Origin of the sequence: Mariniphaga sp. (genome assembly GCF_041687215.1) — a bacterium.
Lineage (GTDB): Bacteria > Bacteroidota > Bacteroidia > Bacteroidales > Prolixibacteraceae > Mariniphaga.
The window spans coordinates 13,741-30,236 of record NZ_JAWLCI010000046.1; the positions used below are offsets into that span (position 1 = coordinate 13,741).

The following is a 16,496-nucleotide window of genomic DNA, read 5'->3' on the forward strand; positions in this document are numbered from 1 at the left end:
AATTACATAATTCACACATTTAGGGTTGATATTGTTCAGTAAAACTTTTTATTCGTTGTATTGCAATATGAAAGCATTAACCTCTAAATCGCCGGGGAATTAAATACACTCAAAACACCTGACCGGTTTCTCCGTAAAATTCATAAATTTGAACAGCGAATGCGATATGTATTTTTTTTATCTGTATAATTGATTTCTTGAAAAATAAAAGCAGCAATACGGCAACAGAACCCGGCAAATTTTGGTTTGCGCTTGATAATGCTGCGAAAATATTTCCTGCTGTTATTACCAGTGAGGTTACTTCTGTCCTCCGCGTAACGGCTGTTATGAACCACCCGGTGAATATAAAAAATTTACAAATAGCAGTTTTGCAGGCTGAAAAGCGTTTTCCGTTTTTCAGGGTACAACTTAAAGAAGGATTTTTCTGGTATTACCTGGAGCATCTCCCGCAACACATTCCCATTGAGCCTGATGACAAACCACCCTGCAGGAAATTTCCCAATGGAAGCCTGTTAACACGAATCGCGGTTAAAGGCAATAGCCTCAGCATTGAATGTTCGCACATTTTAACCGATGGGAGTGGGGCGCTGGAATTTTTCAAAACCATACTGATTGTGTATTCAGGTGAATGCGGCGCTAAAATTCCGGCAGAATATCAGGTTAACAATAGGGTTGACCGGATTTCGGAAGAAGAATACGAAGATGCTTATAGCCGCTATTTTAAAGCAGAAATCCCGCCAATGGTAAAACGGTCTATGGCTTTTCATCTTCCTTATCCGTTAAAACCTGTACCCCGCTTTACGGTGCTCAAGGCCATTGTTTCGCTGGAACAAATAAAAGAGGTTGCTCACAAAAAGGAGGTAAGCATAACGGTCTATCTTACATCGGTTTATCTGTATATTTTGCAGGAAATTTTTGAAGGTTTGAATAAATACAGCAAGTACAAAAAACGAAAAAAGCTTCGGGTTCAGGTACCGGTAAATTTACGCAATATATTCCCCTCGAAAACCATGCGGAATTTTACCCTGTTTGTAATGCCTGAAATTGATTTGCGTCTGGGGCATTACACGTTCGATGAAATTATTAAATCGGTTTATCACCAAACAAAATTGGAAACCGATGAAAAACTGATTCATAAGAATATTTCGAGAAATGTAGGAAGTGAAAGAAAGCTGTTTGTAAGGGGAATACCTTTGTTTTTGAAAAGTTTGATCCTGCGCATGAAATACTACTCGCTCGGAACTAACCAGTACAGCGGAGTGCTTACCAATTTGGGTAAAATAGATTTGTCCGATGAAACCGGCAGGTTAATTGACTATTTTGTTATGACACCGCCACCACCTAACAAAAAACTGAAGTTAAATTGCGGTGTTGCCGGATTTGGCGATAAGCTGGTGCTGAGTTTTGGTAATATGACACAATCGTTTGAATTTGAAGAAAAGTTTCTGCAGTTTTTGCGCGAACAGAAGATTACAGTTGAATGGGAAACATAAAATTAACAGATTATGAAACGATGTCAGAATTGCGGAGTGGAATCAGAAGAAAATGCCAATTTTTGCTCGTTATGCGGGGAACCGCTTCTGGATAAAATCACTGAAAATTCATCCCTGATAAGATCGGGCAAAACACACCGGGAAGAAAAACTGTTGACGGATTATCAGCGCCTGACCGGTTTTCAGAAAAGAAAAATATTCTGGCAAATATCCGGGTTGATTCTTATTTCCGGTATAATTATCACCCTACTTATCGATTTTATTGAAAACAGAACCATTACCTGGTCGAAATACCCGGCGACGATTAGCCTGGTTTTATTTATCAATTTTACACTGAATACATTTCTGCGCAATAAAATTACACTTATGGTGGCTCTCAGTTTTTTGTCGGTTACCGGACTATTTATTCTGTTCGATGTGTATGCCGGCGACACCGGTTGGGAGATAAAACTGGGAATTCCTCTGTTGCTGGCTTTTTATATTACTTTAATTATACTCATTTACTTGATTCGCAATGCGAAACAAAAGGGTATGAATGTTATTGCATATTCAATGATTGCCGCTGGAGTGCTTTGTATTTGTATTGAAGGAATGATTTCCATTTATTTCCGAAGCTCAGTTTATGTCGGGTGGAGCCTGATTGTGATGGTTTCCGTTGTGCTAATTGCCATGCTTTTGTTGTTTATTCATTACCGGTTAAAAAAAGCCACCGACCTGAAACGTTTTTTTCATATTTAAATAAGTTACATTTTTTGGGAACAGATGATTTTTTGAGGGAACTGTTCGTTGTGGTGACAAAAAAGTAATTCTATTCAGACAATATTCAAAGAAAGGAGTTAATTCGTTCTATGAAATTAATCATATCTTTCTGCATGTCCTGAACATCTTCTTTTGAGAATGATATAAACGGTGCGTAATCGCCATCACTTCTGTTTTTGTATGCATCTCTTATAATTTTTCCATACTTCACGTCAATTTGCCGGGTTTTAATAAAAGTTTGGTTAAACCAGCCTATTAACTGCCCGTGCTTTGACGAAGAGAATTCGTATTTTAAAGCCAATGCGGTTAAGCTGTAAAAAATGCCATAATAAATTCTGTTTACTGCCACATTCAGCAAATCCATTTCTATCAATTTACTTACCTCGCCAATGGCCTGCTTTGCCTGGTCAAGTCTGTATTGAATTAGGATTTCGCGGTCGCTGTTACTTATCATGCATGTAACCCTTCTTTTAAGGCATTTCTAAAAACAGGATGTTTGCCTCGTATGCTATTTTTAAGTTCGAATTCAGAAATAATTTGTGTGTCAAGAAATATATTGTATTTCAGATCAAAATCGTAACACAAATCGTTGATGGCTCTTTGAACCTTACGATCATAGTTGGTATTGAGAACAACCAAAACATCGTAGTCGGAATTTTCAGTTGCATTTCCCTTGACTCTTGATCCGAAGATTACAACATCTGAAACAATATTGTTCAGCGATTCATTTAAATGCTGTTTTATTTCTTTTGCCAACTGCTTAGCACCAATCATATAATGTCATATTATTTGTTCAAAGATACTTCATTTACGGTTTTGCAACATTCTCTTGTCCTTCTGTTTTTTCGTAACGGTATCTAAGTTTTTTATTTTTAAACTAAATTCATATTGAAACAAACAAATATAAATAATTTGAAAGACTTTTTTACAAGTCAAAACATGACTTTGACCGGCTACTCAGGTCGTTAAAAAAATAAGGTTTTTTAGTGTTTGTTTTGTCTGCCAGATAGACACAAATTACAAATAAGAACCAGCAGTGGCGAATCTTCCAAAAGAATCTTCGGTGGGAGAATTCCCGCACCCTTTTAAAACACCGTCCATAGTTCATTCCACAAATCACGTCCCAGCACAAAAAACAAAAGCAAACTGGCCACCCAGCCGTGATACAAACCCAAAACCCAAAGGTTTCGCCATTTAAAATATGCAGCCAAAAATATAAGCTCCATAAAAAAAGTAAAAACCATTAAAGGCAGGCTGGGGTAATGAACCCAGGCAAATACCAGGGAGGTCAATAGAAAAATTCCGGATTTACTAAGATTTACCACTTTTATTTCCTGCAAATTTCCTGCAACCAGCGCCACCACCAGAAACTGCTGAATGATACCCCACGCCGGATAAAACACAAAAACCGGAATGACATGCCAGTTCAAAAAGATGGCATTGTAAAAAATGCCGTACCAAACAATGCCTGCAACCATTACCAACGCAAATGGTAAAAGAAATAGAAATGCCTGTTTGAAATGATTTTTCCGGAATCCCCATTCCTGCAAAATGAAGTTATTCTGCCGGTATCTTTTATAAATGTAAACCGACCAAAAAATGCATGCAGCCGCAATATAGAGCGCACGGAAATTCAGCCAGTCCATTAAAACATATTTAAGTAAACCTGTTGCCAAAACTGCTGCTATCTCAATCCATCGTCTTTTATCAGTTGTAATCACTTAAATATTAATTAACTGAATAAAAGTAGGTTAATAAAAATTAAAAAATGGGAAATGGCTGAAATATATTTTGGTACACGACGTTTGAATTGAAATAAACAATTACTTTTAGCCCATGCGGACAAAAAAAATCGTTTTAGTTTTTTTGATGTTGGTTCTGGTTTCTTCGGTAAATGAGTGGAGTGGTGCATCCAACAGAGCGGATAACCCAACGCTGTTGATTGAAAAATTTGAACGAACCATTACTGAAAATGCTTCCGGACTTCCTTCCACCGACTTACTTCAAACCGCACTTTCCGGTTACGAAATCCTGAAAAAAGAACAAACTATAACCCGACCCGAAGTGATAACCATTATTGATTTCAGCCTGCCGTCGAACCAGGAAAGACTTTGGGTGCTCGACCTTGCTGAGGCGAAGGTGTTGTATCATTGCCTTGTATCTCACGGGCGAAATTCGGGCGATGTGATGGCCGAAAATTTTTCCAACAAGCCAGGTTCCTACGCCAGCAGTCCCGGTTTTTATACCACGGGTGAAACTTATTTCGGAAAACATGGCTTTTCCCTCCGGCTTAACGGTATAGAACACGGAATAAACGATAAAGCACGGGAACGCGCCATTGTTATTCATGGAGCAGATTATGTGTCTTCTGAATTTATTGAGAAAAACGGCAGACTTGGCCGAAGTCTGGGGTGCCCGGCTGTGCCTGAAGAATTGAGCGCTGAAATTATTGAAACCATTAAAGAAGGAACATGCCTTTTTGTTTACGCTCCCACAGAAAGCTATCTTTCAAAATCGCCGGTTATCAGAAAATTACCTTCTTTTAAAAAGGGATAATTTTTATTTTTTCTGCTTGCGGTTTTTGTTTTAAGGCATTCATTATCAAATCATCCCTCAAATAAATGTCTTTTCTGAACTGTACACGTCTGTTGCCGTCGGTCCATGCAGTGAGGTACAATATCAGCACATCAACAGGGGTTTTAAGGCTTGCTATTTGTTCTTTGTTCTGCTGCATGGCCGTATGAATTTTTACGGAAGGCCACTCCGGTGAATCGGCCAGCAGCAATTCTGCCAGTTCAAAAGGTTTTTCAACTCTTATGCAACCCGAGCTCATGGCCCGGTCGTCGCGTGCAAAGTATCCCCTCGATGGAGTATCATGTATATAAACGTTATGGCTATTCGGGAACATAAACTTCACTTTGCCCAGTGCATTTTCAGAACCAGGGTTTTGGCGTACCATATAGGGGAAATTATTTCTGGATATTTTTATCCAGTCAATTTCGCTGTAGGCTATTTCTGAACCGTTGTACCTGAGCAGTTTCATATTTTTTTGTTTCAGGTATTCAGGTCCTTTGCGCAGTTCGGGAATTACATCGTTCCATAAAATAGTTGGGGGAACGGTCCAGTTTGGACTAAAAACAATGTATGTCATCCGTGCATCAAAAACAGGCGTTTCGCGGTAATCTTTTCCCACAATGGCCCGCATGTAAATAAGGGTATCAATTCCCTCAATCAGAACCATGTCAAAACCTGCAATGTTTACCATCAGGTACTTTCGGGGTTCATCTAACGGAAGCCATCTGAACCGTTCCAAATTAACCCTTAACTGGTTTATAAGTAAGCGCGGCCTGGTGTTCAGTGCAAGCAACGTTCCCTTTCCAATTACGCCGTCGGCATTTAAACCCCAGTCTTTTTGAAAATTCTTCAGTTGTTTTTCAAGTTCTTTATCATAAGTTACAGAAACACTGTCTGATAACGGATACCTCAGTTTTATCAGCCGTTTTTTTATTTTTGGAAGTAAAATGTTTGACTGGCCCGGATTAATTGTGGTATCTGAAATTAAGACCGGCCAGGGTTCATTTTCCAACCCAAGAAAAAATGCCAAATCTTCTTTCATCATCCAGTAGGAGCGGTACCTCGGTGCAAGCAAATTCAAACCGTTGGCAATATCACCGGCTGTCAGCGCTTCATCCAATTTGCGGTTTAACTGCAATTCCGGTTCTTTGCGTTGTATCGTCCAGGTTTCACCTTCTTTTTCTGAATCAACCTTGCCGTAATACAAGTGCAGTCCCAGCAATAAAAATGCATCGGTTAGCAAAACATCCAGTTTCATCATTTCTTCGTTATCCATTGCCTTAAACAACACGGTTTGATCGATGTACTTTTCGAGCAGGAATAAATGGTAATCGGATGGATGCAGTCCATGCCTGGTTGCCTGCCGGATATATTCCAAAAGCACGTAACCATTTTTTCCAAGCGCATTGGAGTTAATTCTGACAGGGATATCGGATTCAATCCAGGCAGGAGAATCTGAATTAATACGAACGGGTGAATTTGCGTTAATCCAGGGTGGAATATTCGAATTTATCCATATTGGGGCTTTGGAATTAATCCATGCCGGAGCATAATTGCGGTTTTGATAAAATTGCTGAAGTGCCTTGCCTGAATAAAGGTTTTCATTATCAATTTCGTACGATAAACCTGCGGGTTTATTATTTATGAATAGGCTAATGGATTCTGAAAGTTCATCAGCAGTAAGTGTGTAAGTTGTCAGCAAAATACATGCTGAAATTATAATTTTTTTTATTTGCAATTGGCGGGTTTTATGCGGTTTAAAAATTGTTGGCAGTAAAAATAATCTGGTTTTCCTGGTAAAAAATAGTTTTACCATTTTCGGCTGTTACAACTATTATATCAGGTAAAAACGAAGATGCCGTTTCCAGGGAGGCTGATTTTTGTGCTTTCATCTCTTTCAGTTTTAAATTTTGAAATTACTTCGATAAGCTAAAGGTAATTCATTCAGAATCCGAAAGCGTTATACAATTTGGGGAAAGAGTTACATCATTCACACATTTTAGAATTGCAAATTTATTATCGAAATTTAATTATGATTTATTTTTCAATCCAATTTTCGAAATATCGACGACCGACAACAGGCATTTTTGGTCATCCTCGGTAATTACGCCTTCCATATAAACCCGGCACAGAGGCTCTTTGTTATAGCCAAGCAACACTTCGCACGATTCTTTTGTGTTGCTGGTATATACTTTACTGAAAAAATCATTAAAAACCGGCCTTGATTCTTCTGAAACAAAAAGTTTAAAATTGCTGTTTATCAAGGTAAAGCGTCTTTCACCAAGCATTTCGGCACCGGTAAAGTTTAACTCGCAAATGGTTCCGTCAGATTCAAGAGTGAAATATCCTATCAGGGATAATTCAAATATTAAAATATATTTTTTCAGAGCCGATTCCGCTTTTTCGTAGGCCTGTCGCAACTCTTCATTTTGCATTTCCAGTTCAATCTGATGCACATGTAATTCGTGCAGAAGTTTATTTGCATTGATTTCCTTAAATGCATCGTTCTCTTTTTTATGTTTTTCAGTTAGTAGCTTTTCAGCTCTCTCACGCAATATTTTTGCATCGGTAAAATCAATTTCCTCGTTCATCATAACTTAATTGTTTTTTGTGAATATTATTATTTCTGAAGGTATTTCAAGTTGATTAAATAAAACATTAACCGACCATTCTGTTTCAGGTTCTTTTTCATCGGCTGCCATTACCTTCATTTTAATATCGTAAATTCCAGGTTTTTTTAGCAGTTTATTCATTTTTTGTTCCGTCCTTTTTCGAATTGCCTTAGGTATAAATAATTCTATAAAATTATGCTCTGTAACATCTTCCCGCTTTTTGCCAAAAAATGTTTCAGCCGCTGAATTAAATTCCATAATTTTCCAGTCGGCTGATATTTTAAGAATTACCCTGGAAGAAGTTTCAACGAGCAGCCGGTTTTCCTGATTCATTTTTAGCAATTTTTCTTCCACCAGTTTCAATTCTGAAATATCTATAAACGTAATAACCAGTCCGTCAATCCGATCGTCGAAGGTGCGGTAGGGCATAATGCGGATGGAAAACCACCTCCCGTCTTTGGTTGGAATTTGCTTTTCAATAAAAATGAGCGTTCTCAGAACTTCGTTTGCATCTTCTGGCAGGTCGGGGTAAATAAGTTGTGAAACCTGGTCGGTAAATGGACGTCCAATGTCGCTTTTTATGAGCTTAAATATTTTGGTTGCCTGATTGGTGTAGCGGCGGATATTTAATTCCTTGTCGAGAAACAACGTTGCAATATCGGTGCTGTTAAGCAGGTTTTTCATGTCGTTGTTTACCCGCGAATAGTCTTCCACTTTCGCCATTAATTCGGCGTTTACCGTCTGAAGTTCTTCATTCAGGCTTTGCATTTCTTCTTTAGAGGTGGTGAGTTCTTCGTTAGTTGATTGCAGTTCTTCGTTGGTTGACTGCAATTCTTCATTGGTCGATTTCAACTCTTCCTGCGAAGTTTGCATCTCTTCCGTAATATTTTGCATCTCTTCGCGGGTATGCTGCAACTCTTTCTCCAATTCGGCCTCCCTAATGCTGGCAACTGTTTTTCTTCCTTTTTTCTCTGGTAGTTTGGTGTTGGCAAGCTGCGGAACATCAGTAAAAATTATCAATAGCTTACCATTCAAAGGTTCCGGCTTACTAATCCAATGAATGGTTACATTTAAACTGATTGTGCCTCCGTTTGTGCCTATTTTAACGTGATGCAACACTACGGCTTCTTTGTTCCTTACCGCCTTACGGAATGCAATGGCAAAATCGTTTTCGAAGCCAGGCCGCAGCATGGCAAAAATATTCATGTTTGCTTTACCCACTGCGGGTTCCAGGTATTTTCCCGTTCGTCCGCTAATGTATAAAATATCGCCGTTTTCGTTTACCAAAACCCCGGCAGGCGAAAATTGATGCAGCAGCAGTTGATCGGCAAGTGTTTGAATGTTTGTCATTGGTTTTTCAGATTCAGTGTTTTCAAAGTTACCAGGTTTGGTTCGGGTAAATGAAGAAGGAAAGTCTAATAATTGTGGGTTCAGGTTGGCATCAGATCGTTTGAAAATTTTCTGTGATGAATCAACCGGAGTAAAAAGATGGCTTTGTTCACCAAGTGTTTCTGACGTTCCGAGCATTAAAAATCCTTTTTGGTTTAGGCTGTAGTAAAACAACCCGAGCAATTTTCGCTGTAATTCCGGGTCCAAATATATAAGCAGATTCCGGCACGAGATAATATCTAAATTGGTAAAAGGCGGATGCATAATAATGTTGTGTTGCGCAAACACAATCATTTCCCTTATTTCGGTATTTATTCGGTAACCTTCATCTGTTTTGATAAAAAACCGGTTCAGCCTTTTGGGCGACACATCGGTGGCAATATTATCAGGGAACAATCCTTTGCGGGCAGTATCAATCGCATCGCTGTCGATATCGGAAGCAAAAATTTGTAATGATATTCCTGCATTTGGGTTAATTTTTTCCAGCGTTTCCTTAAATATAATAGCCAGTGAATAGGCTTCCTCTCCTGTAGAGCAACCAGGTACCCAGGCCCTCAGTTGCGAATTGGGCTTTATTTTTTCAATCAGTTCAGGAAATACCTTTTCTTTCAGTTTTTCCCAGGCTGGTGCATCGCGAAAAAAGTTAGTTACTCCAATCATTAACTCTTTAAACAGGATGTGTACTTCCTTTGGATTTTCCTGCAAAAAATGAACATACGAAAATATTCCATCAATTTTATGAACGCTCATTCGCCTTTCGATTCGCCGGTAAACCGTATTTTTTTTATACAGCGAAAAATCGTTTCCGGTATGTGTTCGCAGCAAAATGATAATTTTTTCCAGTGCGCTTTTGTCTTTTACTTCACTATTCAGGTTTGATTTAATTAAAGGAATATGTTTAAGGAAATTAATAAGTTCAGCAGACAATTTTTCCGCCGGAGCCACTAAATCAACCAACCCAGAGTCGATGGCATTTCGGGGCATGCTGTCGAACCGGGCCGTTTCGGGTTCCTGCACCAGTGCAGTTCCGTTTTTTTCTTTTATGGCCCGAATTCCGCTGCTTCCGTCGGAGCCCATTCCTGAAAGAATAATGCCAACAGCATCCTCCTTCTGATCATCGGCCAGCGAGCGCAGAAAAAAATCGACTGGAAGACGAAGGCCCCGGGCTTCAACCGGATCAAACAAGTGGAGTACTCCTTTGTAAATGGACATACTTTTATTTGGTGGAATTACATACACACAGTCAGGTTTCACTTTCATAAGGTCTTCAGCCTGAAAAACCTTCATATTGGAAACCCGCTGAAGCAATTCAGGGAGCATTCCTTTTTGTGTAGGATCCAAATGCTGAACAACCACATAGGCCATTCCGCTTTTTTCGGGTACATTTTTCAGAAATTGCTCCAATGCTTCCAGTCCACCGGCCGAAGCACCAATTCCAACTATTGGAAACTTACTTGTTTTTATACCAGCAGCCTTTTTTACAGTAGAAACTTCTGGTTTTATTTTTTTAGTTTTCAATGTATATGATTTAATAAAATACTATTACTAAAATATCAAAAATAGATTTTTTTGTGGTATTAAAGTTACAATATTCAATACATTTAATATTACTGGCAGACAGAAGATTTCCTTTGCGCTGGGGAAAGTATTCCTATTAATTATGCCTATAACCATTTTCTTCTTCTTTTTGATACAATTACCCCGAGCAAAAAACCAAGAATTAAACCTATCAGTATCTGAATCCAGTTTAAATTGGCCAATGATCCTCCTCCATGCATTGCACCTGTTATCCACTTTGTTCCGCCCAGGAGCAGAAACGCAACAATTATTACAAGCACTGCAATAACATATACGGCACTCCGGTTAGATAAAATTCCCCTGCTCATCTTTTCATTTTTAAAATGCGAAAATTAGAAAACTTGTATAATTCAGGCGTTATATAATTCCTTGAAAAGTTTACATTATTCCCACATTTTTAAGAAACACCGCCGGAATGCGGCGTTTAAGACAAATTCCAAATTAAAATATGATGTTAACATAGAATTTGCCGTAACCTATAATGTGTGAATAATGTAACTCTTATTCTGAATTGTGTAACATTTCGCTGTTTTGGGCAGCTTACCTTTGATGAAAATAAATTAACTGTAAAGTATAATTCAAAATGTATTGATATGGCAACTACAAATAAATTAAAAATAAGCTGGAAAAATGATTTGCAGAAGTCAGTTGTTGAACAGGATGTACTGAAACTCAGGAACCAGTTAAAAACCATTCAAAATTCACCTGAATTAAAAATGGAAGATTACAGATTGAATACGCAGTTACGGGAACAAAAGATGTAAGAATTGTCCGGCTGTTTGGAAATAATGTATTTAAACAAATGTTATAAAAATAAAAAAACAGAAAATGAAAAAGTTAAGAATGGGTTTACTCGTGGTTTTAAGCACAGTGTTCCTTTTTACGGGTTGTGCTTCGTGGAATAAAACACAAAAAGGAGCAGCTATTGGAACTGCCTCGGGAGGTGCTGCCGGTGCAGTAATAGGTCGTGCTTCGGGAAATACTGCCCTTGGGGCAATAATTGGAGCTGCCGTTGGTGGTGGCGCAGGCGCTGTAATTGGCCGTCAAATGGACAAACAGGCTGAAGAAATTGCAAAAAATGTACCCGACGCAAAAGTTGAACGCGTTGGTGAAGGTATTGTAGTAGAATTCAGCAGTAATGTTTTGTTTGGTTTCGATGAATCGAATTTGTCGAATGAAGCCAAAACAAACCTGGATAAACTGGTTACCGTACTGAATAGTTATGCAGAGACCGATATTGAAATTCAGGGACATACTGACAGTAAAGGGAGTGTAGCTTATAACCAGACCTTATCGGAGCAACGGGCAAGAACAGTTTCAGGTTACCTGACGGGAGAAGGAATTGCAACTGACCGTTTAGTGATTAAAGGTTTTGGCGAAGAATTACCTAAATATGAAAACAATACAGAAGATGGCCGTACTCAAAACCGCAGGGTTGAATTTATGATTACTGCCAACGAAAAAATGAAGGCTGAAGCTGAAAAAGAAGCATCGAATTAATTTTTAATACCGATTAGCAATTGAATTGAGCCTTAAAATCGCTTCACTCTTTAAGTCTTTTCAATTGTCTATCGGCATTAACCATTCTAATTTAAAACTTCGCTTAAGGCTCAGTTTGAAAAATAATTGGTATAACACGTTACAAATATTTATAAAAATGAAAAAAAGACTATTTTCTTTGATTTTAATTTTTGCACTTACGGGTTCTATGGCATTTGCCCAGGGACTTGCCGGTTCAAAAACCTCCTTTGCAGTTCTTGGTGGCGTTAATTTACAAAACCTGAACGGAAAGGACATGAGCGGCAACAAACTTGAAAATGACATGCTCATTGGTTATCATGCCGGAGTCAATATTCAGCTTCCTGTTGCCCCTGAGTTTTACTTTCAACCGGGGTTGATGTTCAGTACCAAAGGAGCTGAAAATATAGGAATATTAAACAGCACATACAAGCTGTCGTACATTGAATTACCGTTGAATTTTGTTTATAAAGCCCCGGTGGGCAGTGGTTATTTTATGCTCGGATTCGGCCCTTATGTGGCTTATGGAATTGGTGGCAAAGCCATTTACGAAGGTGGCGGTGTTTCAGTTGAGAATGATATTGAATTTAAAAAGGAGGTGGCATCGGGCGACCCGCTTACCACAGTGTATGTAAAACCGTTTGATGCCGGTGCCAACCTCTTTTTCGGTTATGAGTTACCGGCCGGTTTGTTCTTGCAACTGAATACACAACTCGGATTGCTCGATATCAATCCTACAGACAACCGCATTACCGGTGAAAATAATTCAATACTTAAAAATACAGGTTACGGACTTTCGCTTGGTTACCGTTTTTAGTTCTATATATTTCAAGTTCACAAAAAAAGGCTGTCGTTGTTTTTCAACGGTGGCCTTTTTAAATTAAAAAAACCTTATTTTCAATCCTTAGCCTCAGTAACAATGCCAGTTTATAAGCTTATTATTTATCAGCAAAAATACCTTATTTCCAATTTTTAACCTCAGTAAAATGGCAAACCTCCGAATGACCTTGACCTTATTCCCTTATTTTGTATCTTTATGTTCTTAAAATAACACAAGTTAACACGAATCTTTAAAACTATTAAAAGTCAAACTGTTATGAAAATCGAATACAATAACCTTTATACACATTTCGTGTTTGTTACTCATCACAGAATAGCAATGATAAAACCACAATTCAGAGAGCGAATTGAAAAGTATATAACAGGAATTGTGAATAACAAAGGTTGTAAGATGTATGCCATTTATGCTAATCCTGAACACGTTCATTTTTTAATTTCCCGTTCTCCGGCCATCTCCGAAGAAACTATTGCTACGGTAATTGCAAACAGTTCAGAAAATTTTATAAACGATAATAATTTGTGTAGCGGGAAGTTCTCTTGGCAGCAATCGGCTTCTGCTTTTTCCGTCTCCAAAGGAGATATTGAAAATGTTTGCAGATATATTTTAAATCAACCAGAACACCATCGTAACAAAACTTTTGAGGAGGAATATAATGAGTTTATTCGTTATTATCAGAAAACGATAAATCCTTCAATTAGGTAATAAGGTTATGGTTTAGTGGAGTTTCGGGTGGTTACTAAGGTTGATAAAAGAAATAAGGTTTTAGTACAAAGAAAATTATTTTGCCTTGTGAAAATTCAGGATTCATAAAACCTTATTTTCAATTCATAACCTTAGTAATTTAGCAGACCCCGAACTGACTTTGACCTTATTCCCTTATTGTTTATCTGATTATTACAAAAGAAACAGAAACTTTTCAATTAGGTAATAAGGTCTTGATTCAGTGGAGTTTTTAGGCTGGTTACTAAGGTTAATAAAAGAATAAGGTTTTTTATTATGTGTTTTTACCATAATGAGCTACACTCCTAAAAAAAATAAAAATCTAAACAGAGTTGAAATTTGTTGGATACAGGAACAATAAATAGGTTTAAGTTAAATAATTGGAGTGGGGATTTCTATGTTTTCTATAAAAAGAAGGAGTCATTCCGGTAGATTTTTTAAACTGATTTGAAAGATGAGCCACACTGCTGTAGTGTAATTTAAAAGCCATGTCATCCAAAGTGTTGTCGGTGTAAATAAGCAATTCTTTAATTCGTTCTATTCGCTGTTCAATAATATATTTTTCAATGGTTGTTCCCTGCGTTTTCGAAAAAGTATTGCTTAGGGATGTGTAACTGAGATTGATTTTTTGACTGATAAAATCTGAATAATTAGGTTTGGGAATGTCATCCGTATGATACACCAACTCATGAACAGCCGCTTTAATATCTTCCACCAGGTGGTGTTTTTTATCTTCAAGTAATTCCAATCCGGCGCTCCTGAGAGCAATGTCAAGTAGCCGTAATTTCTCTTCGGGTAAATTCTCACTTAACTCCACTTCACCCAACTCAACGGTAATGCTGTAAACTCCCAGTCTGTTCATTTCTTCCTGAACAAAAGTTTTACAACGACTACTTACCATATTTTTAATTTTCAGAATCATTTATGTTTTTCACGTTCCAGCATCCTGCATTGTTATTGTACCTATTTTTATATTTTGAAACAGATGCCAGTAACCCAATTTAAAATTATAGTATTTGCAGTTGAAAAACATTACACAATTCTTTTAAAAATTTACATAGTTCACACATTGCCTCAACAAATAACAATTGACAAAAACCAAATTTCAAATAATCACGAAAATCAAAAAAACAGCAATTCCCGAAACAATCTTATTTTGAAAAATTTCGAATTTGAATTATTGGACCATTGGGATTTGTTTGCTATTTGTATTTTGGATTTTACTGTCATCCCCTCATTATTCCTAACAAAAATAATCAGGCAAAAACCCGCAATGACAATTCCTGCAATTCATACTTAATCCGACACCCGATTAGTATTAATTATCCGAATATTCCTTCAATGATTTTTTCAGCTTTTGTCGGGTGAAAAAGATTCTGCTTTTAACGGTACCAAGGGGTAAATCAAGCTCTTCCGCTATTTCTTTGTATTTGTATCCTTCAAAAAACATAGTAAAAGGGATTCTGTATTCGTCTTCAAGCGCATCAATGCTGTTGTGTATTTCTTTGGAACGGTAAAAAGAATCGGGCGCCGGATAAACTTTATCGTTTGAATATATTAAATGGAAATCGTTGTTTGAATTATCGAACGTGTTTCTTGTTTTTAAATTCCTTCTGTATTCATTAATAAATGTGTTTTTCATGATGGTATAAACCCATGCTTTGAAATTTGTGTCTTGCTTAAATTTGTCGCGGTAAGTCAGCGCTTTCAGCATGGTTTCCTGCAACAAATCGTCTGCGCGTTCCGCATCGGATGTTAAACGGAGTGCATAATAATACAGCTTGTCCCTAAAATTATTAAGTGCGTTATTGAATTGAATTTTGGTCATTACGTTTTAATTTTTAAATGCAAATCATAAATCAATCCCATAAAAATAAGCTAATTTGCAGGTTCACTACTTACACAATTTTCATCTGGATTTACATCATTCACACATTAACAAAAAAACACCGCACCCCAATACTGGAGTGCGGTGATGCAGCTTTTTAATACCAGCAATAAAATTTTACTGGTACAAAAGCTTATATATCTCCTGCAAATCAGGCGAAAGAATAATTTCAGTCCTGCGGTTTCCTGCGCGATCTTCAACTGATTTGTTAAGGTTTACCGGGTGAAACTCGCTTTTACCGGAAGCTGTAATACGCGCCGCATCAAAACCATAATCTTTGGTAAGAATACGAACGATGGATGAAGCCCGGGCGGTACTTAAATCCCAGTTATCTTTAAATCTTTGGGTTTTTATAGGAACATCATCTGTATGTCCTTCAATGTCCACTGTGAAATCGTTGGTGCTGTTCAGTACATTTGCCAGCGATTTTAGCGCTTCTTTCCCTTTCGGGTCAACCACATCGCTGCCCGATTTGAACAGCAGTTTTTCCTCGAGCGAAACATAAACTTTTCCGTCTTTCTGGTAAACATTCAATTCGTCTGTTTTATAATTTAACAGCGCTTTTGAAATTGAATTTTTCAGACTGGTGGTTTTGTCGTTTTGAGATTGAATAATATCCTGAAGTTCTTTTAAGCGCGTGGCCTGGTCCCTGATGGTCATATTTGATTCGGAAGAGAGCAACATCAGGTCATTTTGAATGGCATTATATTCTTTTTGAAATGTATCTTTTTCTTTTTGAAGGGAAGCCATTTCATCTTTTAATTTCATCTCCGCCATTTTGCTTTCATTCAGTTGGTTCAGTGCTGTTGTTTTCTCCATTTGCAGCTCATCTGCTCTTGTTTCGGAGGCTGCAAATTTTTTGCCCGATACGCAGGATGTAAATGCCAAACCAACTATCAGGGCAATAAAAGTAAGGTGGTAAATCGATTTTTTCATTTTGAACTTTTTAAGTGAATAATAATGAAAGTAAGGTGAGAACATTTGGAAAATTAAATGTTACATAATTTGAAATATTAATTACATAATTCACACCTGAACAAGAAATGACAATTGACAAAAAACAAATCACAAAAAATTTCCAAATGTCAATTCATTAAATTCCAATAATCTTCATCTTACCTGGA

The 16,496-nt window shown here is 37.5% G+C and carries 18 protein-coding genes; 7 read left to right on the forward strand and 11 right to left on the reverse strand.

From position 1 onward, the window contains the following. Positions 1-197: 197 nt before the first annotated feature. Together ACESMA_RS15020 and ACESMA_RS15025 are read left to right on the forward strand one after the other, a co-directional pair. The gene (locus ACESMA_RS15020; protein WP_372949667.1) at positions 198-1,493 is read left to right on the forward strand and encodes a hypothetical protein; all 1,296 of its coding nucleotides are present in this window, start codon (positions 198-200) and stop codon (positions 1,491-1,493) included. Positions 1,494-1,505: 12 nt separating this feature from the next. Further along, entirely contained in the window at positions 1,506-2,231 is a 726-nt protein-coding gene (locus ACESMA_RS15025) for a zinc ribbon domain-containing protein (protein WP_372949668.1), read from the forward strand. 85 nt (positions 2,232-2,316) lie between these two features. Here ACESMA_RS15025 and ACESMA_RS15030 read toward each other — a convergent pair whose 3' ends face one another. The 3 genes from ACESMA_RS15030 to ACESMA_RS15040 all read right to left on the reverse strand — a co-directional run bounded on the left by ACESMA_RS15030 (position 2,317) and on the right by ACESMA_RS15040 (position 3,973). Beyond that, the gene (locus tag ACESMA_RS15030; protein ID WP_372949669.1) at positions 2,317-2,706 is read right to left on the reverse strand and encodes a HEPN domain-containing protein; all 390 of its coding nucleotides are present in this window, start codon (positions 2,704-2,706) and stop codon (positions 2,317-2,319) included. Further along, a complete protein-coding gene (locus ACESMA_RS15035; protein ID WP_372949670.1) occupies positions 2,703-3,026 on the reverse strand; it encodes a nucleotidyltransferase domain-containing protein in 324 nt (107 codons plus the stop codon). Before ACESMA_RS15035 ends, ACESMA_RS15030 begins: the two co-directional genes overlap by 4 nt. Positions 3,027-3,337: 311 nt before the next feature. Further along, positions 3,338-3,973 (reverse strand): type II CAAX prenyl endopeptidase Rce1 family protein, encoded by a 636-nt coding sequence (locus ACESMA_RS15040; protein ID WP_372949671.1) that lies wholly within the window; start codon positions 3,971-3,973, stop codon positions 3,338-3,340. Positions 3,974-4,121: 148 nt separating this feature from the next. On the opposite strand from ACESMA_RS15040, the gene ACESMA_RS15045 reads away from it, so the two are divergent. After that, positions 4,122-4,808: a murein L,D-transpeptidase catalytic domain family protein gene (locus ACESMA_RS15045; protein WP_372949691.1), complete on the forward strand. Its 687-nt coding sequence runs from the start codon at positions 4,122-4,124 to the stop codon at positions 4,806-4,808. Here ACESMA_RS15045 and ACESMA_RS15050 read toward each other — a convergent pair. The 5 genes from ACESMA_RS15050 to ACESMA_RS15070 all read right to left on the reverse strand — a co-directional run bounded on the left by ACESMA_RS15050 (position 4,795) and on the right by ACESMA_RS15070 (position 10,713). Further along, complete coding sequence (locus ACESMA_RS15050) at positions 4,795-6,564, reverse strand: murein L,D-transpeptidase (protein ID WP_372949672.1); 1,770 nt, start codon at positions 6,562-6,564, stop codon at positions 4,795-4,797. The two genes, ACESMA_RS15045 and ACESMA_RS15050, sit on opposite strands and share 14 nt — an antisense overlap. A 19-nt stretch (positions 6,565-6,583) precedes the next feature. Continuing rightward, positions 6,584-6,718 (reverse strand): hypothetical protein, encoded by a 135-nt coding sequence (locus ACESMA_RS15055; RefSeq protein WP_372949673.1) that lies wholly within the window; start codon positions 6,716-6,718, stop codon positions 6,584-6,586. Positions 6,719-6,856: 138 nt separating this feature from the next. Continuing rightward, positions 6,857-7,420, reverse strand: a complete 564-nt coding sequence (locus ACESMA_RS15060; protein ID WP_372949674.1) for a hypothetical protein — start codon at positions 7,418-7,420, stop codon at positions 6,857-6,859. 3 nt (positions 7,421-7,423) lie between these two features. Continuing rightward, entirely contained in the window at positions 7,424-10,345 is a 2,922-nt protein-coding gene (locus tag ACESMA_RS15065) for a chemotaxis protein CheB (RefSeq protein ID WP_372949675.1), read from the reverse strand. Positions 10,346-10,491: 146 nt separating this feature from the next. Then, a complete protein-coding gene (locus ACESMA_RS15070) occupies positions 10,492-10,713 on the reverse strand; it encodes a hypothetical protein (RefSeq protein WP_372949676.1) in 222 nt (73 codons plus the stop codon). Positions 10,714-10,998: 285 nt separating this feature from the next. Here ACESMA_RS15070 and ACESMA_RS15075 point away from each other — a divergent pair, with 285 nt between their 5' ends. The 4 genes from ACESMA_RS15075 (at position 10,999) to tnpA (ending at position 13,466) form a co-directional block, all read left to right on the forward strand. After that, positions 10,999-11,169, forward strand: a complete 171-nt coding sequence (locus ACESMA_RS15075) for a hypothetical protein (protein ID WP_372949677.1) — start codon at positions 10,999-11,001, stop codon at positions 11,167-11,169. 64 nt (positions 11,170-11,233) lie between these two features. Continuing rightward, entirely contained in the window at positions 11,234-11,905 is a 672-nt protein-coding gene (locus ACESMA_RS15080; protein ID WP_372949678.1) for an OmpA family protein, read from the forward strand. A gap of 157 nt (positions 11,906-12,062) precedes the next feature. Next, positions 12,063-12,740, forward strand: coding sequence for a porin family protein (locus tag ACESMA_RS15085; RefSeq protein WP_372949679.1), 678 nt, complete (start codon positions 12,063-12,065; stop codon positions 12,738-12,740). Between the two features lie 279 nt (positions 12,741-13,019). After that, positions 13,020-13,466 carry an IS200/IS605 family transposase gene (gene tnpA / locus ACESMA_RS15090; RefSeq protein WP_372949680.1) on the forward strand — a complete coding sequence of 149 codons (447 nt, stop codon included), beginning with the start codon at positions 13,020-13,022 and terminating at the stop codon, positions 13,464-13,466. A 385-nt stretch (positions 13,467-13,851) separates the two neighbouring features. Here the strand turns inward: tnpA and ACESMA_RS15095 are convergent, their stop codons facing one another. The 3 genes from ACESMA_RS15095 to ACESMA_RS15105 form a co-directional block, all read right to left on the reverse strand. Beyond that, the gene (locus ACESMA_RS15095) at positions 13,852-14,406 is read right to left on the reverse strand and encodes a helix-turn-helix domain-containing protein (protein ID WP_372949681.1); all 555 of its coding nucleotides are present in this window, start codon (positions 14,404-14,406) and stop codon (positions 13,852-13,854) included. A gap of 396 nt (positions 14,407-14,802) precedes the next feature. Next, positions 14,803-15,312, reverse strand: a complete 510-nt coding sequence (locus tag ACESMA_RS15100) for a sigma-70 family RNA polymerase sigma factor (RefSeq protein ID WP_372949682.1) — start codon at positions 15,310-15,312, stop codon at positions 14,803-14,805. 177 nt (positions 15,313-15,489) lie between these two features. Next, positions 15,490-16,308 (reverse strand): flagellar motor protein MotB, encoded by an 819-nt coding sequence (locus ACESMA_RS15105; RefSeq protein WP_372949683.1) that lies wholly within the window; start codon positions 16,306-16,308, stop codon positions 15,490-15,492. Positions 16,309-16,496: the final 188 nt, after the last annotated feature.